The organism is Agrobacterium sp. NPDC058088 (assembly GCF_042885035.1).
Classification (GTDB): Bacteria; Pseudomonadota; Alphaproteobacteria; order Rhizobiales; family Rhizobiaceae; genus Agrobacterium.
Genome location: NZ_JBHVSU010000002.1, coordinates 246,686 through 268,460, shown reverse-complemented (window position 1 = coordinate 268,460; position 21,775 = coordinate 246,686). Strand labels below are relative to the sequence as shown.

19 protein-coding genes are annotated in these 21,775 nt (G+C 60.1%); 6 read left to right on the top strand and 13 right to left on the bottom strand.

Annotated features, from left to right (window positions below):
• Positions 1 to 100 precede the first annotated feature (100 nt).
• The 6 genes from ACFVTJ_RS06530 to ACFVTJ_RS06505 all read right to left on the bottom strand — a co-directional run bounded on the left by ACFVTJ_RS06530 (position 101) and on the right by ACFVTJ_RS06505 (position 7,688).
• Entirely contained in the window at positions 101 to 2,020 is a 1,920-nt protein-coding gene (locus ACFVTJ_RS06530; RefSeq protein ID WP_386905699.1) for a potassium transporter Kup, read from the bottom strand.
• Positions 2,021 to 2,035: 15 nt separating this feature from the next.
• A complete protein-coding gene (locus ACFVTJ_RS06525) occupies positions 2,036 to 3,013 on the bottom strand; it encodes a magnesium transporter CorA family protein (protein ID WP_386905698.1) in 978 nt (325 codons plus the stop codon).
• A gap of 337 nt (positions 3,014 to 3,350) precedes the next feature.
• A complete protein-coding gene (locus ACFVTJ_RS06520) occupies positions 3,351 to 4,478 on the bottom strand; it encodes an Mrp/NBP35 family ATP-binding protein (RefSeq protein WP_386905696.1) in 1,128 nt (375 codons plus the stop codon).
• 117 nt (positions 4,479 to 4,595) lie between these two features.
• Entirely contained in the window at positions 4,596 to 5,819 is a 1,224-nt protein-coding gene (locus ACFVTJ_RS06515) for a CmpA/NrtA family ABC transporter substrate-binding protein (RefSeq protein ID WP_386905694.1), read from the bottom strand.
• 78 nt (positions 5,820 to 5,897) lie between these two features.
• Entirely contained in the window at positions 5,898 to 6,638 is a 741-nt protein-coding gene (locus ACFVTJ_RS06510) for an autoinducer binding domain-containing protein (protein WP_386905692.1), read from the bottom strand.
• A gap of 210 nt (positions 6,639 to 6,848) precedes the next feature.
• Positions 6,849 to 7,688, bottom strand: coding sequence for an IclR family transcriptional regulator (locus ACFVTJ_RS06505; RefSeq protein WP_386905690.1), 840 nt, complete (start codon positions 7,686 to 7,688; stop codon positions 6,849 to 6,851).
• Between the two features lie 118 nt (positions 7,689 to 7,806).
• Here ACFVTJ_RS06505 and ACFVTJ_RS06500 point away from each other — a divergent pair, with 118 nt between their 5' ends.
• Genes ACFVTJ_RS06500 through ACFVTJ_RS06485 form a run of 4 tightly spaced genes read left to right on the top strand, consistent with a single transcriptional unit; the run spans position 7,807 to position 11,022 of the window.
• Positions 7,807 to 8,571: an SDR family NAD(P)-dependent oxidoreductase gene (locus tag ACFVTJ_RS06500; RefSeq protein ID WP_386905688.1), complete on the top strand. Its 765-nt coding sequence runs from the start codon at positions 7,807 to 7,809 to the stop codon at positions 8,569 to 8,571.
• Entirely contained in the window at positions 8,571 to 9,485 is a 915-nt protein-coding gene (locus tag ACFVTJ_RS06495) for a 2-dehydro-3-deoxygalactonokinase (protein ID WP_386905686.1), read from the top strand. Before ACFVTJ_RS06500 ends, ACFVTJ_RS06495 begins: the two co-directional genes overlap by 1 nt.
• A 15-nt stretch (positions 9,486 to 9,500) precedes the next feature.
• Positions 9,501 to 10,130, top strand: coding sequence for a 2-dehydro-3-deoxy-6-phosphogalactonate aldolase (locus ACFVTJ_RS06490; protein ID WP_386905684.1), 630 nt, complete (start codon positions 9,501 to 9,503; stop codon positions 10,128 to 10,130).
• Positions 10,131 to 10,134: 4 nt separating this feature from the next.
• On the top strand, positions 10,135 to 11,022 hold the full coding sequence (locus tag ACFVTJ_RS06485) for an SMP-30/gluconolactonase/LRE family protein (protein WP_386905682.1): 888 nt from the start codon (positions 10,135 to 10,137) through the stop codon (positions 11,020 to 11,022).
• 212 nt (positions 11,023 to 11,234) lie between these two features.
• On the opposite strand, the gene ACFVTJ_RS06480 is transcribed toward ACFVTJ_RS06485, so the two are convergent.
• Both ACFVTJ_RS06480 and ACFVTJ_RS06475 read right to left on the bottom strand, forming a co-directional pair.
• Positions 11,235 to 12,587: a putative bifunctional diguanylate cyclase/phosphodiesterase gene (locus tag ACFVTJ_RS06480; protein ID WP_386905680.1), complete on the bottom strand. Its 1,353-nt coding sequence runs from the start codon at positions 12,585 to 12,587 to the stop codon at positions 11,235 to 11,237.
• An 85-nt stretch (positions 12,588 to 12,672) separates the two neighbouring features.
• Positions 12,673 to 14,295 carry a response regulator gene (locus ACFVTJ_RS06475; protein WP_386906875.1) on the bottom strand — a complete coding sequence of 541 codons (1,623 nt, stop codon included), beginning with the start codon at positions 14,293 to 14,295 and terminating at the stop codon, positions 12,673 to 12,675.
• Positions 14,296 to 14,702: 407 nt separating this feature from the next.
• Between ACFVTJ_RS06475 and mutL the strand changes: the two genes are divergently transcribed.
• Together mutL and ACFVTJ_RS06465 are read left to right on the top strand one after the other, a co-directional pair.
• Positions 14,703 to 16,535, top strand: coding sequence for a DNA mismatch repair endonuclease MutL (gene mutL, locus ACFVTJ_RS06470; RefSeq protein ID WP_386906873.1), 1,833 nt, complete (start codon positions 14,703 to 14,705; stop codon positions 16,533 to 16,535).
• A gap of 152 nt (positions 16,536 to 16,687) precedes the next feature.
• Entirely contained in the window at positions 16,688 to 16,909 is a 222-nt protein-coding gene (locus ACFVTJ_RS06465; RefSeq protein ID WP_386905679.1) for a DUF2093 domain-containing protein, read from the top strand.
• A gap of 190 nt (positions 16,910 to 17,099) precedes the next feature.
• Here ACFVTJ_RS06465 and lpxK read toward each other — a convergent pair whose 3' ends face one another.
• The 5 genes from lpxK to ACFVTJ_RS06440 form a co-directional block, all read right to left on the bottom strand.
• Entirely contained in the window at positions 17,100 to 18,146 is a 1,047-nt protein-coding gene (gene lpxK, locus ACFVTJ_RS06460) for a tetraacyldisaccharide 4'-kinase (RefSeq protein WP_386905677.1), read from the bottom strand.
• A 186-nt stretch (positions 18,147 to 18,332) separates the two neighbouring features.
• Positions 18,333 to 19,070 carry an HAD family hydrolase gene (locus tag ACFVTJ_RS06455; protein WP_386905675.1) on the bottom strand — a complete coding sequence of 246 codons (738 nt, stop codon included), beginning with the start codon at positions 19,068 to 19,070 and terminating at the stop codon, positions 18,333 to 18,335.
• Positions 19,064 to 20,386 carry a lipid IV(A) 3-deoxy-D-manno-octulosonic acid transferase gene (gene waaA, locus ACFVTJ_RS06450; RefSeq protein ID WP_386905673.1) on the bottom strand — a complete coding sequence of 441 codons (1,323 nt, stop codon included), beginning with the start codon at positions 20,384 to 20,386 and terminating at the stop codon, positions 19,064 to 19,066. The genes ACFVTJ_RS06455 and waaA overlap by 7 nt, the downstream gene beginning before the upstream one ends.
• 213 nt (positions 20,387 to 20,599) lie before the next feature.
• Positions 20,600 to 20,839 (bottom strand): DUF4170 domain-containing protein, encoded by a 240-nt coding sequence (locus ACFVTJ_RS06445; RefSeq protein ID WP_006313175.1) that lies wholly within the window; start codon positions 20,837 to 20,839, stop codon positions 20,600 to 20,602.
• A 61-nt stretch (positions 20,840 to 20,900) separates the two neighbouring features.
• A complete protein-coding gene (locus ACFVTJ_RS06440) occupies positions 20,901 to 21,707 on the bottom strand; it encodes a 3'(2'),5'-bisphosphate nucleotidase CysQ (RefSeq protein ID WP_386905670.1) in 807 nt (268 codons plus the stop codon).
• Positions 21,708 to 21,775: the final 68 nt, after the last annotated feature.

Here is a 21,775-nt window from a genome sequence, read left to right as displayed (position 1 = left end):
CGCAGCGGCAACCCAATCCCTCATTCCTGCCTTGAGCCGGAATGAGGGCGATGCAGGCGTCGCAAACGCTGGCTCACTTTTGGGCGACATTCCCCTCTCGTCACACCACGACGTGCGAACCGAGTTCCACCACCCGATTGGCAGGCAGGCGGAAATAATCGGAGGGATCGGCTGCCGTTTCGGCGAGCGCGATGAACAGGCGGTTTTGCCAGCCCGGCATGCCTGATTTGGGATCCGGCACCAGCTTGCGGCGACCGAGGTAGAACGAGGTCGACATGATGTCGAACTTGTACCCGGTGCGACGCAGATAGCCCAACGCCTGGGTGACGTTCTGGGTTTCCATGAAACCGAAATGCAGTTCGACCACGGCAAAACGATCGCTGAGCTTCGTCAGCGTATACCGATCTTCGGGGCGGACGCGCGGCTGGTCCTCGGTGCGGATCGTCAGGATGACGTTCTTGTCGTGCAGCACATGGTTATGCTTGAGATTATGCAGCAATGCCGCCGGTGCTGCCTCTGGATCGCCGGTGAGAAAGATCGCAGTCCCCGGCACACGCACCGGCGCGTGGGCGCTTTCCTTTTCCACCGAAGCGACGAAGGCCTTCAGCGGTACGTCGCCGCGACGGGTCTTGGCGAAGAGAATTTTCGAACCGCGCTGCCAGGTGGTCATGATGATGGTGAAGGCGATCGCCAACAGTACCGGCACATATCCGCCATCATGGATCTTGAGCAGGTTTGCGCCGAGGAAGATCAGTTCCAGCACCAGAAGCGGGGTCAGCACCGCAAGGGCAAGCCAGATCGACCATTGCCAACGTTTACGCACGAACTCGAAGAACATCAGGCTGGTGACGACCATCGCGCCGGTGACAGAGATGCCATAGGCGGTGGCCAGCGCATCCGAACTCTTGAAGGTGAGGACGAGTGCCACGACGCCGAACAGAAGGATGGTATTGACCGCGGGAAGATAAATCTGCCCGGTATTGGTTTCCGAGGTGAAGAGGATTTCCATGCGCGGCAGGTAGCCGAGGTGGATCGCCTGACGAACCAGCGAAAAAGCGCCGGTTATGACCGCCTGGCTGGCAATGATGGTTGCGGCAGTCGCAAGGATGACGGCGGGCAGGATCGCCCATTGCGGGAACATCAGATAGAAAGGATTCGACATCGCCGCCGGGTCTTTCAGAACCAGCGCACCCTGCCCTAGATAGTTCAGCGTCAGCGCCGGGAACACCAGACAGAACCATGCCCACTGGATGGGACGGCGGCCGAAATGGCCGAGGTCTGCATAGAGCGCTTCCGCACCCGTGATCGTCAGGAACACCGCGCCGAGCACGACGATGCCATAAAAACCCTCATTCGCCAGAAACTCGACCGCGTGCCACGGGTTGAAGGCAAAGAGAATGCTGAAATCGTCGGCGATGTGAACCAAGCCTGCAAGGCCCATGACGATGAACCAGACCGCGGTGATCGGCCCGAAGAACTTCGCCACCGTGCCGGTGCCGTGCGACTGAATGGCGAAGAGGCCAATCAGGATGCCGACCGAGATCGGAATGATGAAGGCATCCATCTCCGGCGTCACGAGTTTCAGGCCTTCCACCGCCGAAAGGACTGAAAGCGCCGGGGTGATCATGGCATCACCGAGGAACAGCGCTGCACCGATGAGGCCAAGCACGATGAGGACGCTGCGATGAGTGCCGGCGGTCTTCATCAACAACGCCAAGAGCGACAGCGTGCCGCCTTCGCCGTCATTGTCGGCGCGCAGCAAAAGCGTGATGTATTTGAAAGTGACGATGATCGTCAGAGACCAGATCATCAGCGATGTGAGGCCGATGACTTCTTCCTGCGTTACGCCGTCATAGGCGATGGGCCGCAGGGCTTCGCGAAAGGCATAGAGCGGGCTGGTGCCGATATCGCCGTAAACGACGCCGATAGAACCAAGGATGGCGGCATAAAGCCCCTTGTTCTTGTGCGCGTCATCCGCATCCGGCTTCTCGGCAACATCCTTGTCAGCGATCTGGGACATGATGATCCTGGCTCCTTAGAGCCAGCCCTTCCAACGAAAAAAGAGAAACGGGATGATTGCGGACATCACCATGACGATCAACGCAAGTGGATAACCAAATGTCCAGTTCAACTCCGGCATGAGCTGAAAGTTCATTCCGTAAATAGAGGCCACCAGCGTCGGCGGCAGAAAGACCACCGAAGCGATCGAGAAAATCTTGATGATGCCGTTCTGCTCGATGTTGATGATGCCGAGCGAGGCGTCGAGCAGGAAGGTCAGATTGCCGGAAACGAAGGAGGCATGTTCGTTCAGCGACTGGATATCGCGCCCGATGGACTTTCCCTGCTCCCTCGCGCCCTTGTCCTCAAGCGCCTGATCGCTGGTGGAAAAAAACGTCTGCAGCCGCGCCAGCGATGCGAGGCTGACGCGGACCTTCGAGATCAGCCGGTGATAGGCGGCGATATTGGTCAGCCGGTCTTCGAGATAACGCGGTGCCTTGCGTTTGGAACGCGCCTGGCTGCCGAGAATATCAGCGGCGAGATTGTCGATACCGGCGACCGAGTTTTCGAGGATTTCCGCCGTGCGGTCGACGATTGTTTCGAGCAGCTTCAACAGCAGCGCCGCGCCGCTGCGCATCTCATGCGGTGCGCGGGTGATGGCGGCAATGAAAAGGTGGAATGATTTCGGCTCGGCATAACGGATCGTCACCAGACGCTTGCCAACCAGAACGAAGGCGACATCGGTAAGGCGCGGATCATCCGAATCCGCCTTCCACACCAGGGAGGCGGTCATGAAGACGTTGGCGTCTTCCATGTAAAGCCGGCTGGAAGGCTCGATATCCTTCAGGTCTTCGCGCGTTGGCAGTTCAACGCCCAGCAGCTTTTCCACATGCTGCTCTTCAGCCCTGTCCGGATTGACGAGATCAATCCAGACGATGTCGTCGGGAATCGGTCCGGAGCCGTCGACTGCCGACAGGCTGATCGCCTCGCAATTGGCGCGATAGGCTTTTATCAATCCGTTTCTCCGCTCCACATCGCAGGCTTGCCGCAATGCTGCTTAACATATCCTGTTTGCGGTCGGCAAACCTTTGGAAGACACTTCAGGGAACGACGGAACGAGCGGGATCACACAATCCCGCCAGCCCGATGGACCAAGAGCCAAACGGCGCAGGCGTATGCGCCCAAAGCGAGATGCAATCAAGCAATATTTTTTCTCGACACCATTGCAGGCGAAGCATTTCTGAAGTTCAAAACTGGAAATGTTGCCAGATGCTTTCGATTAATATTCTGTTTTCAAAGGGCAATTCAAAGGGGGCAGACACCTGCCCGGCTTTGCGGCCGCGACCGGCGCGTTATTCGAAGACGATCCTCGGCGCTGCTTTTTGCTCGCTCGCACCAATACGCGCCCAAACTTTTTGCGCGATATCGCGATAGATCGCGGCTTGCGGGCCATCGGGTTCAGCGGCGACAACAGGCGTTCCGGCATCCGACATTTCTCGGATGGAAATAGTGAGCGGCACCTCCCCGAGGAAGGGCACGCCGATCCTCTCGGCTTCGGCCTTCGCGCCGCCATGGCCAAAAATATTGTAACGCGCGCCGGTATCCGGCGCGATGAAATAGCTCATATTCTCGATGACGCCGAGCAGCGGCACTTCCACCTTGCGGAACATGGTGATGCCCTTGCGCGCGTCGATCAGCGCCAGATCCTGCGGCGTGGAGACGATGACGGCGCCAGCGAGCGGTACCTGCTGGGCAATGGTAAGCTGCGCATCGCCCGTGCCGGGCGGCATGTCCAGCACCAGTACGTCGAGTTCGCCCCAGGCCACTTCGCGCAGCATCTGCATCAGGGCGGACTGCACCATGGGTCCGCGCCAGATCATCGCGGCTTCCTCATCCACCAGAAAGCCCATGGACATGACCTTCAGCCCGTAATTTTCCATGGGAAGGATGATGCGGTCTTCCTGCTGCTTCGGACGGCCGGAGATTTTCAAGAGCCGCGGCAGCGATGGGCCGTAAATATCGGCATCGAGCATGCCGACCTTGAGGCCGAGCGACTGCAAGCCAAGCGCCAGATTGACCGCTGTCGTCGATTTGCCGACTCCGCCCTTACCGGAGGCCACGGCGATGATCGCGCGCACGCCCGGTACACCGACCTTGGACGAACCGGGCTGCGGTGTCGGCCGACCGGGCGCGGCGGCGGGCGCGGGTGCAGGCTGCTGCTGACCGGGTTTGCGATCGGCCGTCAGCGCGACGACCGCGCCTGCGATGCCTTCCACGCTTTTGGCCGCCCGTTCGGCCGCAATCCGCAAGGGCTCCATTTCGGAGGCCTTGTCGGCGGGAACGGTGATGGAGAAATAGGCCTTCGCGTCGGCGATGAAGATTTCCGAGACCATGCCAAGCGCGACGATGTTCTTGCCGCTGCCGGGATAGATCACCGTTTCCAGCGCCTTTTCGACCTGGTTCTTGCTGACCTCTGCCATTTTCGTCCTCCGCTACATCATCCCTGGGTATTGCGTGCCATCCATAGACAAGCTGGAGCGCTTCGCCAATGCCAAAGCGCAGGCGGCAGGCATTCGCGACGATTTAACGCTGCGGTTTCAGATGTCGTCTTCCATCTCGAGCGTCTCCGGATCGAAGACACGGCCGTCGAAAAAGCGATCGGGGCCAAGGACAAGGCCCGTGCGCGAGGCGCCCACATGCACCGGTTCCTTCAGCGTGCCTTCGAGCTTCATATTGGCGCCCGGCACGGGCACGAAGAGCGGCTTGATGGCCTTGCGAAAAATATCCGGCCGATAGGCACTGCGCGCCGCCTCCACCATCGCCGGTTCCAGCCGCCGCTCGGCTGGAATTTCGCCCCAGCGCAACATCTGGCTGAAGAACCACAGGGCCTGGCTTTGCCAAGGGAAATTGGCGGCCTTGGCGCTCGTCACGAAGAATTCCTGAAAACGCTGCATGTCCTGTAGTGACGTGGAAATATAGCCCGTCAGCGCGGGCAGCAGGAATTCGCCGTTCTCGTCAATATATTGAGGGGCGGCGAGAATGCCGGCCAGCTCCTCGATATTGGCGTCGTTCGCGCACCATTCGGCGGCGCGGTACAGCGCGCGCAGCAAGCCCTCCAGCCGGCTGGCATTCTGCTCCGCCCAGCCTTTCTTAACCGCCAATATCTTTTCGGGCGCATTATGCCAGATCAGCGCCCCCGTGGTCACGATTCGCCCGGCGCCGCTCAGCACCACGGCGCTGCCGGCCGGCTCGGCGGTACAGAGTGCATCGACCTTGCCGCTTTCCAGGAGCGCGGGCATCGCCTTTGGCAGGGCCTCGACGATTTCCATGTCCCGACCGAGCAGCACGCCGCAACTCCCGAGCAGGTAACGCAGTGTATAAAAGGGGGTGGAGACAATATCCTCCACCGCAAAGACCGGCGGATTTTCACCCGCCGCGCGGCGCGCGGCGCAGACACGGGCCATGGCCCGCCCGAAGGCGGCCGGATCGGGCAGCTTCATCCCTTCGCGATAAAGCTCGTCATAAAAGCCATGCGAAACGGTCGTTGCCGATCCGCCGAGGGAAAGCGTGAAAACGCCGATAATATCCGCCGGCAGATCATCGAGGCCGACAGCGGAGCCGACCGGAACCGGTGCGGGCAGATGCCCAAGGTGAATGTCATCCCCGCCAAGTGCGGCAAGAACGGCGCTCGCGGACTGCTTCCTGAAAAGTTCCAGTTCTATGCCTTCATCGGCAGCAAAACCTTTTTCGGCAGCGGCTATCAACACGGCGCAATCAATAGTCGGAGAAAATCCCGCTTTTACCCTGTGCCGTTCCGGCAAACGATTTCTCCTTTCCGGTGATTCGAAGGAAGGATCGCCCAGGAAGCGGTTTATCACAATGATAAAATTATGATTTCGCTATTTTATCAGGCCAACCCGCAGCGCTTTCGCGACAGCCTGCGTGCGGTTGACCGTGTCGAGTTTTTTCGTCGCGCGGTTCAGGTAGTGATTGATGGTATGTTCCGAGAGCATCATGATTTCAGCGATCTCGGCGCTCGTCTTGCCGGCGGCGGTCCAGTTCAGACAATCGATCTCCCGCTCGCTCAATGTTTCGGGAACCCTCAGGTCGAGGCTGCGGATTTCCGATAGCCGGGCAAAGACATGGCAGGAAATGTAAAAAAGTTCGGCAAGCCGGTTTGCTGGCAAAACCGTCTTATTGCCGGAAAAGGATATGGCGCCGCGCCTCATGGTGACGTCGTGAACAGGAAACCAGACCGAATTGATCATCTCAAAGCGCTCGAAGAGACTGATCACCGTTTTTTTGGCGGTATATTCTTCGCCGTTTTCCAGAAAATCCATGGAAACGGAAAAGGGTATGGTCGATTTTCTCAGCTGCGCCATCACCCGGCTTTTCTGCAGCATGCCCTCTTCGTCATAACGCTGCAAAAGCTCAGCCGGCCAGCTGGTGATGATCGTATATTGCGACAATTCGCTCGCCACTTCCGATGACAGATCGAGCACCATGAAGGCGCGAAACTCGCAGGCCTCCGTCAGCCGTTTCATGAAACGGAATATATCGAATTGCGTGTTGAGACCGGCGATCTCACGAACGCAATCCACACTAATCGATTGAACGGCGGCCGTTTCTGTTTTCTGCATCAAAGCTGTTCTTCGAGAATGAGAAAATGCCGCCGCAAAGGCCCAGCCCCTGCCCGGAAATTGTGGTGGATGTTACTCAGCAAATCGATTCATGCAAACAAAAGTTGAACGTTTAGTTCCGAATAGTCGGAAATAATGTTTAACGCACATGTATGGGTGTCTCTACGACCTGTCTGGCCGGGGAAACCCAGAAGTTCGCGCCGTTTTCCCTCAATCATCCGCAACCGGGGATAATCTGCAGGCGAGTTCCGCAGAGATTTTATCGGCCGTTTCGCGCACCAGAGGCGCCCAGTTGCGCAGCTGTTGCGCATCCACGCGGTAGGCGGGGCCGGTGACCGAGATCGCCGCGCGAAAATTGCGGCCGGGCGCCCGGACCGGCGCGGCAACACAATGAATTCCGATTTCATGTTCCTGGAGATCGAAGCCGTAACCATTCTCGCTGATGGCGGCGACATCGGCCATGAGGGCTTCCGGCGTTACGAGTGTCGCCTCCGTGAAACGGTGAAACTCCATTCCCGTGGTGAGTTCCGAAAGCTCATCGGCGGGCAGCAGCGACAGCGCCGCCTTGCCCACCCCCGTGCAATAGGCAGGCGAGGTTTTTCCGACCTGCGAGTGCATGCGCAATGTATGGCGGCCTTCCATCTTGTCCAGATAGGTGACCTGCCTGCCGTTCAAAACGGCGAGATGCACAGATTCCTGCGTCGCCTCCTGCAATGCCGCGAGATGAGCCGCCGCGACACTGCGCAGATCATTGCCGCTCCAGGCTTTCGCGGCCAGTTGCAGCAGCCTCAGCCCCACCGCATAGGTCTGATCAGACGCATGATCCACAAGGCCTTCGGCAACGAGATGGGCAAGCTGGCGATGAACCGTGCCGCGTGGCTGGCCGCAGGCCTCGACCACATCGGTAAAACGCATCGGCTTTTCGGCAAAGGCGATCAGTTCCAGAAGCGAGACGGCCTTACCGAGCGTGCCGGTGGCATTTTCGGTTTTCCGTTGCAAGACCGGAACCGCATCGGGGTTTTCCCCATTGGCTTTTTTATCGTCGGGCATTGCACATCCACCGTCATCTGCCTTGACATAAGCGTAACGCCAAGAGAATAATTCCATTTAGTAAAATCTAGTTCCAAATAATGGAACAATCAAGCTTTCCGTGAACGAGATAACGCCGATGATGCAAGCCCAATTTCCAGACCTCAAGGATGCGGGCGTGCTCGTCACGGGTGGCGGTTCGGGCATCGGGGCATCGCTGGTCGAGGCCTTCGCGATGCAGGGAGCGAAGGTTTCATTCATCGACATCGCCGAACGACCGAGCGTGGCCCTTGTGGAGCGGCTTGCGGCGACGGCGCCCCACCCGGTCCATTATTTCAAGGCCGATCTCAGTAAGATCGACGCCATCAGGCACACTGTGGATACGGCTGCCGCCGCCACCGGCGGCATTAAGGTGCTGGTTAACAATGCCGCCTGGGATGACCGTCACGACGTAGACAGCGTCACCGAAGCCTATTGGGACGCCAACCAGGCGATCAATCTCAAGCAGATGTTCTTCACGGCTCAGGCCGCCCTTCCCCACCTGCGACAGGCAAAGGACGCGTCGATCGTCAATTTTTCGTCGATCTCGTTTCTGCTGAACATGGGCGAGTTGCCGTCCTATGCGGCGGCGAAAGCCGGCATTATCGGCCTCACCAAAAGCCTTGCCGGCAGGCTGGGGCCTGAGAATATCCGCGTCAACACGCTCTTGCCGGGCATGATCGTGACGGAGCGGCAGAAGGAACTGTGGCTGACGGATGAGGGCATCACCGCCACCACGGCGCGGCAATGCCTGAAGCGCACGCTCGTCGCTGCCGATCTTTCCGGGCCGTGCCTGTTTCTCGCATCATCGGCATCAGGTGCCATCACGGCGCAATCCATTATCGTAGACGGAGGCCTTTTATAATGTCCGAACCCGCTTTCATCGCCGTTGACTGGGGCACGACCAGCTTCCGGCTGTGGCTTCTCAGCCGATCGGGCGCGGTGCTTGCCGAACGGCGCAGCGCGGAAGGCATGACCACCGCCATGCGGATGGGTTTTGCCGACGTATTGCAAGCGCATCTCGACGCCATCGGCGCGCCATTGGATTCGCCGGTTCTCGTCTGCGGCATGGCGGGGGCGCGGCAGGGCTGGGTCGAGGCGGGTTATATCGACGTGCCGGCCTCGCTTTCAGCGGTTCTGGACGGTGCCGTTCGCGTGCCGGGTCAGGCACGGGATGTGCGCATCCTGCCGGGTCTCGCACAGCGGGACAAAGGCGCACCAGACGTGATGCGCGGTGAAGAAACGCAATTGCTCGGCGCTCTTTCTTCAGGAGAAGGCGGGGAAAAACTCGTCTGCATGCCCGGCACCCATTCCAAGTGGGTAACCGTCAAGGATGGCGGCGTGACAAACTTCGCCACCTTCATGACCGGCGAACTCTTCGAGGCAATCTCGAAACAGACGATACTTTCGCACGCGGTGGCGGATGCCGACACCTTCACCGGCGCGCACGAGGCCTTCACGGCTGCCGTGCGCGATATCTACGCCCATCCCGAGCTTGCGACCAATCGCCTTTTCACCCTGCGATCCGGCCAATTGTTGCACGGGCTGACTGCGACCGACGCCAGGGCCAGGCTTTCCGGCATCATGATCGGACTGGAAATCGCCGGCGCTCATTCGCAGGCGAAGCGGGAGACGCCGGTGGTTCTGATCGGCTCCGGTGCCTTGGGCGCGCTTTATGAAGGTGCCTTCACCGCCCTTGAGATAAACTATACGGTCATTGATGCAGACGAAGCCGTGCGGCGCGGACTGCTGGCCGCTGCAAATGCCATCTGGCCATAAGAAGAAAGATCGACCATGCGAATTCCCTTTCCCTCCATCAAATATCCGCTGATCGCCATTCTGCGCGGTCTGAAACCCGAGGAAACCGAAGGCGTCGTCGGCGCGCTGATCGAGACGGGCTTCGGCGCCATCGAAATTCCGCTCAATTCACCCGATCCGTTCCGCTCGATCGAGATCGCCGCGAAAATGGCGCCGGCCGATTGCCTGATCGGCGCCGGCACCGTGCTCAGCGTGGAAAACGTGGCGTCGCTGGACGCGGCGGGCGGCAAGCTGATGGTGAGCCCCAATGCCGATGCCGAGGTCATTACCGCCGCGCGTGAAAAAGGCATGGTGACGATGCCGGGCGTTCTCACCCCCACCGAAGCGCTGGTGGCCGCAAAGGCCGGAGCGACGGGACTGAAATTCTTTCCCGCCAGCATCATCGGCCCTTCCGGCATCAATGCCATCAGGACGATCCTGCCGAAGGATCTGATCATCGCCGCCGTCGGCGGTGTCTCGGACAAGAACTTCACGGAATACACCTCGGCCGGCATTCTGGCTTTCGGTCTCGGGACCAGTCTTTACAAGCCCGGCATGACAGCAGCGGAGGTACGTGAACGCGCCACTGTCACACTCGCGGCCTATGATGCAGCCATCGGAGGATAAGAGCTTGGCGACCGTTTTTCCCTTTGCAGGACGTGTTCTGGACGAAACGCCGATGCTGCTTGGCGAAGGCCCAACCTTCGACCCCGCCAGCGGCACCGCCTGGTGGTTCAATATTCTCGAGCGTGAACTTCATGAGCTGCATCTGGCCTCCGGCCGCAAGGCCGTGCACCCCCTGCCCTTCATGGGCAGCGCGCTCGCCAAGATCAGCGACAGCAAACAGCTGATCGCCTCCGATGACGGGCTTTTCCTGCGCGACACCGCGACCGGCGTGCTGACATTGCATGCGGAGCTGGAAAGCGACCTGTCTGGCAACCGCTCCAATGACGGGCGCATGCACCCATCCGGCGCGCTGTGGATCGGCACCATGGGTCGCAAGGCCGAAACCGGCGCCGGCAGCATCTATCACGTCGCCAAAGGCAAGGTAACGAAGCTTTTCGCGGAGATCAGCATTCCGAATTCTATCTGCTTCTCCCCTGACGGCACGACGGGTTATTTCGTCGATACCAAGGTGAACAGGCTGATGCGGGTGCCGCTCGATGCACAGACCGGCCTCCCCACCGGCGAGGCCCAACTCTTCATCGATTCCGCCGAGATGGATGGCGGCATTGACGGATCGGTATGCGATGCCGAAGGGCACATCTGGAATGCCCGTTGGGGTGAAGGTGCCGTCGATCATTATGATGCCGATGGCAATCATATCGCCCGATACGAGGTGCCCGGCAAACTGACGACCTGCCCGGCTTTCATCGGCCCCGACGCTTCGCGACTGCTCGTCACCTCCGCTCGCGAAAATCTCGACGAGGACGCCCTAGCCGCCAATCCGCAGCATGGGTTGACGTTCGAACTGGGGGTTGAGGTCAAGGGCCGGTTTGAGCCGCTTTACAGGCTCTAAGGCGCGGGTTCGGAAAAACAGCGCCTGGAACGCTCAATGTAACGGCGTTCCAGAATCCCTCATTCCTGTGCTTGTCACAGGAATCCAGTCAGCCCAAGTCCTTGGGCTGGAAGGAGTCGTTTCGCCGCGCAGACGCGCGTCGGCTGGATTCCTGTGACAAGCACAGGAATGAGGGCTGGTGAGCTCGACCCCGCCCTATAGTCACCCGGTTTTCAGGAAATATCCGACAATATCTCGCGATAATTCTCGTGCAGGTAACGCTGGGTGGCGGCGGCGTCGGCGGGGCGGCCGTAGAAGTAGCCTTGCCCCATGGCGCAGCCAAGCGCACGCAGCTTTTCCTCTTCCACCCGCTCTTCGATCCCCTCGGCCACGACCTCGAGATCAAGCCCCTCGCACATGGCGACGATCGCCTTGATGATGTGTTCGGAAGGACGGTCGCTGCTGATGCGCGAGACGAAGGCGCGATCGATCTTCACCTTGTCGAAGGTGAAGTCGCGCAAACGGCCGAGGCTTGACTGGCCGGTGCCGAAATCGTCAAGCGAGATGCGAACGCCCGCACTCTGCAATTCGCTGATGATGCGCTGTGCGGTATCGGCCGACGTCATGACCGCAGTTTCGGTGATTTCCAGCTCCAACCGGTGCGGATCAAGCCCGACACGCGAAAGGATGGAAAGAATATTGTCCGAGGTGCTCGGGTCCATCAATTGCGCGGAAGACAGGTTGAAGGACAGGAAAAGTTCACGCGGCCAGAACAGGGCGGCTTCCGCGGCCTTGCGCAGCAGGGCCTCCGACAAAGCATCGATGAAACCGCGCTCTTCGGCGAGCGGCACGAAGACTGCGGGCGACACGAAGCCGAGGTCAGGATCGTTCCAGCGGGCGAGCGCCTCGAAACCGATGACCTTGGCTTCCTCCAGCCGGACGATGGGTTGGAAATGCACGTCGATCGCATCGGTGATGATGGCGTTTCTGAGCGCCTGTTCGAGCTGCGTGGCGCGTCGCATCTCCTGCGCTATTTCCCGGGAATAGACGGTGATCTGGCCGCGGCCGCGTCGCTTCGAGCGGTAAAGCGCGGTCTCGGCGCTTTTTAGCAGATCCTCGTATTCATCGCCGGCGAAGGGATAAATGGCAAAACCGAAGGAGGATGACAGCCGGACATTGCGATCGCCGAGATCGTAAGGCGCCGAGAGCACGTCCTTGATCATGTTGCCGATGCGCTCGGCGCCGGTGCGCTCGAAAATCAGCGGCAGTACGAAGGCGAATTCGTCACCGTCATGGCGCGTCACGATGGCGCCATCGGGAATGCAGGCCTTCAGCCGGTGCGCCACCTGACACAGTATTTCGTCGCCCGCCTGGACGCCGAATAGATCGTTAATCGGTTTGAAACCGTCTATATTGGCTATGCCGACCGTAAAGGGTGCCGGATCACTGGATCGTTCGCTGGCAAGTATGCGAATCTTGTCCCGCAGACGGTAGCGGTTGCCGAGCCCCGTCAGCGGATCACTATAGGCCATCGCCTGCAGCTCATTCTGGCTGACCTGCAACGATTGCGGCTCTGCCCGTTTCATTCCTGCATCTCGTGAATCCTGTGTCGACCCGCTCACAATGCAGGGCAAGTATTAAAAAAGCCATAGCCTCCAGGCAATGGAAATTTCAGGCCTGCAACCGCAGGACGTCCTTGCCGATAAGCCGCAGGAAAACCGCCTCGACCATATCGGGGCTGACGGGTTTCAGCAGCATGTCGTCCATGCCGGACGCCAGACATTTGTCGAGATCGCCCTCGAAGGCATGGGTAATGACACCGACGATAGGAACCCGTCTGTCGCCCTCGAGATCACGCATCCGTCGGGTGACCTCGAAACCGTCGATATCCCCGAGCGTCGTATCGAGAAGGACGACGGATGGCTGCTGTTCGTCAAATAGGCGCAAGGCCTCCTCGCCCGAGGTGGCGAGCCGCCAGGACAGTCCCAATCCCTCGAGGATTTGCGAAAAGACGATCTGGTTGACCCGGTTGTCCTCAACGAGGAGGACGTCGCAGACACTGCCGGTCCGGAGCATTTGGGGCAGGTCATCGGTTATGATCTCCCAGTCCTCCTCCTCCTCGGCTTTCTCCTTCGGTGAGGATTTCAGGCCGACGGCGAGATAATGCATGAGCGACGCCTCGATCTCTTCTTCCTCGATGGTGACGACGGGCAGGCCACGCGCAGCCGCAATATCCAGGCATGCGACGCTCATCTGCGCGTCGACGACGGCCACATCAATGCCCACGCCGGCCGAAGCAGCGACATCGATGAAGGCACGCTGCTCGTCCTCACTCGTCACCGCAGCATGATCCATGCCGCCGGCAGTCAGCAGCCGGCTGGCGGCCTCTGCAAATCGTGCGTTTTCGGAGACGATCAACACCGCCTTGCTCTTCAAAAGCCCGCTGGCGCTGTCGGTCTCCTCATCCTTGCCATAGGTGGAGGCGACGAAGGGAACATGCTCGAGCGAAGGAATGACAGGCATGCCGTTCGCATCAATGGTGGCGAGAGCGGTCACGTCCTCCATCGTCGTCACCAGAAAATAGCGGCCGGGCCTGCCCACACGCTGCTTGCGGGTGATCGCCAGCACCTCTTCGCCATTCAGGCGCCTTACCCTTTCAGGAATGATGCTCGGCGTGCCGCTATCCAGAACCATGCGATCCGCGGCATCGATCCGGCGGGCGACCTTGCGCGAATGCAGATTAAAGACAGTGCGTCCGAGAATGCTTTCGGCACTGGTATCCACCAGGGTGCAGGCGGCTTTGTTGACGGCCGCATAAGCGAGGTTTCGGTCCTTGACGAGGACCGGAAACGGCAGATTGTCGAGAATGTCCTCGATGAGCTGTACACGCTCCAGGTCGAGGCGCCATTGCTCTTCCCGCTTTTTCTGTTCCGAGATATCGGCGACCACGCTGATGCCGAGGCCGGAAGGCAGCCGGTTCATGACGAAGCGCAGGAAGCGTTCTCCCTTCAGCCGCTCGGTCTTTTCCGATCTTTCCTTCCAGTGCAGCGCCAGCCGCTCGCCAATCCATTCTTCCCGCCCGAGCTGGCGGGCATTGGTGGAAAGACTTTCCGTTTCCAGCAGATAACAATCGTAAAGCGCGCTCAGATAGTCGCGCAGCCGCGCGCCGGGGCAGGCGACGGCCTCCTCCAGCGGAAAAAAGCTCAGGAGTTTCCGGCTTGCGAAAATAATGTGATCGTTCCGGTCGTAAACGACGATGGCCGCGCCAAGCGCGTCGCAAAGGGCATCAAGCATCACCGTATGAACGCCCGCGCCAGAGGACGCCAAATCACTCAACTGCAAACTCCCACCTGTTTTTCTGAATCAGGCTTATGTTTCTATTGGAATCGTCCAGGGCAGATGCCGGGAAGAAACGACAAATTCCGAAAAAGAGACATCAGGGTTCGCCACTTGAAGCAGTATTGAGGAGAAGATGACGCTCACCCATAGTCGACGTCACACACCACCCGGCAAAGGGGGCCTCGTTGCTGCGGTCATTTCAAGCCGCCCCACCATAGTCGTGGCCGATTAAAGGCGGATTAACGCTTAACCCCTTCTTGACCGAAATGATCAAATGCCGGAAACCCGCAAAACATGTGCAAATCTCCTCTGCTCCCGTTTTTTGCTTCCGAAGCCGCCGCGAATCCGCGAAAATGACGATCATGGCTATCAAGCAGCTTTCAGAAACCCTCATCAATCAGATCGCCGCCGGCGAGGTCATCGAAAGACCGTCCAGCGCCACGAAGGAGCTCGTCGAAAACGCCATCGATGCGGGGGCGACCCGGATCGAGATTGCGACGGCGGGCGGCGGCAAGGGGCTGGTGCGGATTACAGACAACGGCTCCGGCATGTCGCCCGCCGATCTGGAGCTTGCGGTGCGCCGTCATTGCACCTCGAAAATTTCCAACACGCTGGATGATATCCGCACGCTCGGATTTCGTGGTGAGGCGCTTCCCTCCATCGGCTCGGTTGCCAAGCTGACGATCACCAGCCGGAGCCAGGGCGCAGAACAGGGTTCGGTGATTTCGGTCGCCGGCGGCAAGGTTTCGGATGTGCGGCCCGCCGCCGCCAATGCCGGCACCATCGTCGAGGTACGGGACCTGTTTTTCGCCACGCCGGCGCGGCTGAAATTCCTGAAGACGGAACGGGCGGAGGCGGCGGCCATCACCGAGGTCGTCAAGCGCATGGCGATCGCCTTTCCGCATATTCGCTTCGTGCTCTCGGGCACCGACCGCTCGACCCTCGAAATTCCCTCCACCGGCGATGACCACCTGGCCCGCATGGCGCAGATTCTCGGCGCGGAATTCAAGGATAATGCGATCGAGATCGACGCCGGGCGCGAGGATGTGACGCTGACCGGCTTCGCCGGCGTACCGACCTTCAACCGCGGCAACTCGGCGCATCAATATGTCTTCGTGAATGGCCGGCCGGTGCAGGACAAGCTGCTTTTATCCGCCATTCGCGGTGCTTACGCCGAGACCGTGCCGCATGGGCGTTATCCCGTGGCGGTGCTGTCGATAACCCTTGATCCCGCCTTCGTGGATGTGAACGTGCATCCGGCGAAATCCGACGTCCGCTTTCGCGATCCCGGCCTCATTCGCGGGTTGATCGTCGGCGCGATCCGCCAGGCGCTGACGCGTGACGGCGACAGGGCGGCGACGACCGGCGCCAGCCAGATGATGAATGCCTTCCGCCCCGGCTACAGCCCGTCCAGCTTGCGGCCCTCACCTTCCATGCCGGCTTCAGCGCCATGGTCCGCGGCCACGTCCCCGTCGCGGCCGCTCGCCGTTTCCGGGAACATGCAATTTGCCGAAGCGGTGCAATCGCGCTTTTCCCATATCACCATGCCGACGGCGCGGGCCGAACCGCGCGAGACGTATGGGGACTCTGTGAGCCCTTCACCGGAGCCGATGCTATATCCCCTTGGAGCGGCACGGGCGCAGCTGCACGAGAACTACATCATCGCGCAGACGGAAAATGGCCTCGTCATCGTCGATCAGCATGCCGCACATGAGCGGCTGGTCTTCGAGGAAATGCGCAATGCCCTGCATTCAAGGCGTCCACCGTCGCAGGTTCTGCTCATCCCTGAAATCATCGATCTGCCCGAGGAAGATTGCGACCGGCTGATGGACCACGCAGCCGGTTTCGATGCGCTGGGCCTCGTCATCGAGCGTTTCGGGCCAGGTGCAATCGCGGTGCGGGAAACACCGGCCATGCTCGGCGAGGTCAATGTGCAGGGACTCGTGCGCCAGCTTGCGGACGAGATCGCCGAATGGGACGCCGCTTCCACGCTTGCCAACAAGCTAGAATATGTCGCAGCGACCATGGCCTGCCATGGCTCGGTGCGGTCCGGCCGTCGCATGCGGCCGGAGGAAATGAACGCGCTTCTGCGGCAGATGGAAAACACCCCGGGTTCGGGCCAATGCAATCACGGCCGGCCGACCTATATCGAACTGAAACTTTCCGATATAGAACGGCTCTTCGGCCGCAGCTGACGCCTTCATGGAATGGTGCGGCGAGCGGGGCTGGCCTTGGGCCGCGCCGAACTATATAAGTTCAGGATAATGGAGCATCCGGATTGTTCAGGAAAACGCTACGCCGTTTTGGACTGGGTGCCCTGACAGGACAGAGCAGGAGACGAAAACGGATGAACAGATTTGAGGGAGGCGGCAACCGCCTCGCCGTCATCGAATATCTCGATGGTGACTTCCGCATCGTCCAGACCGGCTCACATGTCATCTGCGCCGTGACAGGCAAGACCATTCCGCTCGATGAGTTGCGCTATTGGAGCGTGGCGCGGCAGGAGGCCTATGTGGACGCGGGCGCGTCTCTGGAGGCAGAGCGGAAGGCTGGCGGTTTGCCGGCGTGAGTTGGAAAACGGCGCGTTGAGTGCGACGCGTACCCCTCCCTCATCCCTGTGCTTGTCACGGGGATCCAGCCAGCCCAAGTCCTTGGGCTGAAAGGACTTTCCCCGCCACGCAGACGCGCGTCGGCTGGATTCCTGTGACAAGCACAGGAAGGAGGTGAAGTGAGCCCTGACGGCGCCGTTCCTAGGTACTCTAAGTTGACGACCGCCCATTTTCGCGCAGCAACCGCGTCCGGCAGTTCACCACCGCCGTTTCGATAATCGTCGCGGCGGCGTTGGGATCATCGAAAACCATGTCGATTTCGATCACTTGACTGTTCCATAGTAGTTCTTCCGCCCGGCCGTGATGCCCGTTGAGACGCACCGCATCCTTGGCGGTCGTCACCAGTTGCAACTTCTGCTTTTCGGCTTCCTTGAGGAGATCGTCGATTTCGTCATCGCTGAAATGGTGATGATCCGGGAAAGAGCGCTGCAGCACGATGTCGCCGCCAAGCGCCTCGACGGTGCGATAGAATTTCGCGGGATCGGCGATGCCAGCAAAAGCGAGCACGCGCTTTCCCCTGAAATCTTCAGGCTCCTGCGGCGTGATCGCGGCGACGAAGACGGGTTTGGCGGCCTTTGCCGCCTGCCGCACCAAGGGATCGGCCGCATGGCCCTTGCCCACTTTCAGCAATCCGGTCATCTGCCGCATCTGTTCGGAAAGCGGTGCCCTCACCGGGCCACCCGGCACGAGATGGCCATTGCCGATGCCGCGCACCGTATCGATGACGACGAGTGCGTAATCCAGCGTCAGGCGGGCGCTCTGGAACCCGTCATCCATGATGATGAGATCAACACCTTCCTTTACAAGCCGGTGTGCTCCCTCCACGCGTCTGCGCGAAATGACCGTTACCGCTTCGCGCGCCAGGAGAAGAGGTTCATCGCCGACATCGGCGGCGCGGTGATGCTGCGCCTCGACAAGAGTAGTTACGTCGAGCGTGCCGCCATAACCGCGGCTGAGGAAACCCGGTTTCATACCCCGTGCAAGGGCGGCTCTGGCGATGGCTATCGCCGTCGGTGTCTTGCCCGCCCCGCCGACCGTGAAGTTGCCGATGCAGATGACCGGTACGGGAATGCTTGCCCGCTTTGCCGTCCGCATGCGCCGGCCGGCGACCTTGCCGTAGAGAAGCGAAAAAGGTGACAGGAGCCATGCCTGCCATCCCGCTTTCTGCCACCAGAAGGGCGGCGCTTCAGAAACCATCTATTCCCGCTCCCGGCCGCATCGCCCACGGCTTTCCGTTCGCTATTTCACGTCTGGGAGGTTGTTTGCCAGAAAAAACCGTAAATTGCAAAAATGGAATAGACGGGCTTCATGCACCGGCCCCCGACACGGGCTGGCCGTGCTTTCCGGCTCAAGGCCGGAATGACGGGATGTGCTCGTAACGCTTCAAACAACTCGTTCCGGCAGCAGCGCTTCAAGCCCGGTGATATCATCGAAACAATAATGCGCATCCGCACCAAGGCTTTCGCGCGAGCCGGTTCCGGTCAGCACGGCGATGCGAAGACCGGCACCGGCATTCTTTGCCATGTGCAGATCGTGGTTATTGTCGCCGACGACAGCCACACGTTCCGGCGGAAATCCGATCGCCTCGCAGAAACCGAGAACCATGCCGGGCTGCGGCTTGGTGCCGTAACCGCTGTCATACCCAGCCACAAAATCGATATCGGTTTCGAAACCGAAGCGGATGGCCGTCTGGCGGATGGAGTTTTCATTGTCGCTGGAAGCGATGCCGAGCTTGTAGCCGCGCGCCTTCAGCCTTGCGAAAAAGGCCTTGAGGTCAGTAACCGGCACGGATTTATCCGCAGCCTCGGTGAACAGGCGGTCGAGACGTTGGGTGAGTTCGACAACATCGCAGGGAGAGCCGGCAGCGACCAGACCGGCAGCGATTTCCGCCGTGTTGCCGGCGGCGAGCAGGCTGTCCGGCACGACATGGCCGGTGACCGGGTCCATGCCGCAGGCCGCCAGAAGCCGGTCGGCGAGTGCGGCGTCGCCCTTGGCGGCAATCGACGCGAGTTCGCGGTTCACCGGACCCCAGCTGGCATCATAACCTAAAAGCGTGCCGTCCTTGTCGAAGAGCACAGCGGCGATCGATTGTGCCGCGTCGGGTTCGATATCCGCTACCATGAACCGATAGCGCTCCGCGGTTGCAGCTTGGCCGAAACGGTGAGCGGGTTGATATAGGGTTCCAGCGCCTTGACGGTGGAGGAAAGCGCACCGCGCATATCCTGAATGACCCGGTTTCCGGCATCGATCATCTTGTAACGCTCGTTATCGTTGACCAGCAGATAATGCACCGCCTTGGCCAGCATCTCGACATCGCGGATGATACGGCCACCGCCGGCGCGGATGAGCTTCTGGTAGGCCTCGCGGAAATTCTGCACATGGGCGCCAGACAATACGGCACAGCCGAGCATGGCCGGCTCCAGCGGGTTCTGCCCACCTTCGGCGGTCAAGGAACGGCCGACAAAGGCCAGTTCGGTCAGCCGCAGGTAAAGGCCCATTTCTCCGATGGAATCACCGAGGAAAATATCGGTTTCCGGGGTGATCACGTCGTTGCGGCTACGGCGCGCCACCGTCAGTCCCATGCCCTTCAGCATCGCCTCCACATCATCGCCACGCTCGGGATGGCGCGGCACGATGATGGTCAATTGACCGTTGCGCGACTTGATCGCGGCGTGCACGGTGGCGGCGGCCTTTTCCTCACCGTCAAAGGTGGAGATCGCCGCCCATGTCTTGCGATTGCCGACCTGCTTGCGATAGGTCTCCAGCAGCGCCTCGTCACAGGGCGGCGGGTCCGTATCTCCCTTGAGATTGCCTGAAATCACCACCGGCCACGAGCCGAGATCGCGGAAGCGTTCGGCATCGAGATCGGATTGCGCAACCACCAGCGCCAGCTTGGAAAAGAGCGATTCCGCGATGTCGTGACGGGCTTTCCAGCGATCGAAGGAGCGGTCGGAGAGGCGCGCATTGACCCGGATCTGCGGAATGTGGCGGCGCTCCAGCTCCATCATCGTCACCGGCCAGATTTCTGATTCAGCTGTTATGGCGGCATCCGGCGCCCAATAGGTGAGAAAGCGGTTGACCGCGATCTTGATGTCGAGCGGCACATATTGGTGGATCACGTCGTCGCCAAGCCGGGTGCGTGTGAGTTCGGCTGACGTGACGGTGCCGGTGGTCAAAAGCACGAGAATATCGCGCTTGCGGATTTCGCGGATGAGCGGGATGAGGGCAAGCGTTTCGCCGACACTGGCGGCGTGAAACCAGACGAGCGGGCCGCGCGGGCGCTCGGCGCTGGCATAACCGAAACGTTCAAGCCGACGGCGCTTGTCTTCCTTGCCCTTTGCTGCCCGATAGGAAAGATAAGGCCTGGCGAAGGGATAGGCGGCAATACCGGCGATCCGGTAACCGGAAAGAGCGAAACGTGCGATACGGCTGCTCATGACATTCTGCCCTTGATCATTCCGCGCAATGCCCTTCCCCTGCTCTTGTTGTTGTCGCCGCCTACTTCTTCTTAAATTGCGTCATTTTTTGTCATCGGAAATGAAAGCGCGATCACATTTTCTCGCCCCGGCATCCCGGCCCGCGCCTACTGCGCAGGAATCACGGGAAAACCGCCTTCACCCAATAGTATTACAACGCAAGGGGAAAAGGACTCAAATTTTGTCGTCGGGATTGAGAAGACGGTGCATATGCACGATAAAATAACGCATATGGGCATTGTCGACCGTCATCTGCGCCTTGGACTTCCAGGCGGTAAGCGCGGACGCATAATCCGGATAGATGCCGACGATATCGAGCGCGTTCAAATCCCGGAACTGAACATCCTGAAGGTTTTCAAGTTCGCCGCCGAAGACGAGGTGCAGCAGCTGTTTCGGTTTGCCAGTTTCCGTCATGTCTTTGTCTCTTTCTTAAACGCTGAGAGAGGCCTTCATCTGCGGGATTTCCCGGCAAACGTCAACCATCGGACACGTGTGAAAACGCTTTCAAAAGTGCGGGAAGCGCATAATCTGCTGCGGCGCACAATGCGGGGTGGTTCACCTGGCGGCGATTATACATCAGAGGTTTGCCATCGAGGCCGACAAGCTGGCCGCCGGCGCGTTCCAGGATGAGATCGGCGGCGGCGAGATCCCACTCGTGCGAGTTCGGCAGGACCAGCGTTCCGTCGATGCGGCCATCCGCCACCATGGCCAGCCGGTAGGCAAGCGAGGGCACGTGCGGGATGCGCTCCACGGTATTGCGCAAGTCTTCCGGCAGATGCGCGATCACTTCCGCCGCTGCGGCGAGATGAAACGTTCCACCATTGGCACGGATTGCCGAGATGGCAGCTCCGTTCTTAAACGCCACGCCGCCTTCCACCGCGGTAAACTCCTCCGCCAGCGCCGGCGCAACGAGGACACCGACGACCGGCCGTCCCTCATGCACCACCGCAACGCTGACGCACCAGGTATCACGGCCGCCGATGAAGGCACGGGTGCCATCGATGGGATCGACGACGAAAACGGTGGAGCGGGAAAGCCTGTCCGTATCGTCATCCGTCTCTTCCGAAAGCCAGCCGTAATCCGGCCGAGCCGCGCGCAGAATAGTTTCGAGAATTTCATTGGCGGCATAGTCCGCCGCGCTGACCGGCGAAAGCCCGCCATTCTTCCACCAGACCTCGGGGTCCTTGCGGAAGAAACCCAGCGCCGTCTCGCCCGCCTTGCGCGCGGCTTCAAGCACCAGCCTCAGATCGGAGACCCAGCGGGCCTCAGCCATATCGTTCATTTTGCCGTCTTTTCCGCGCGCCTCAGACGGCGCGCCCGTTTTTCTCTTCGCACTTGCACATAAAGTGC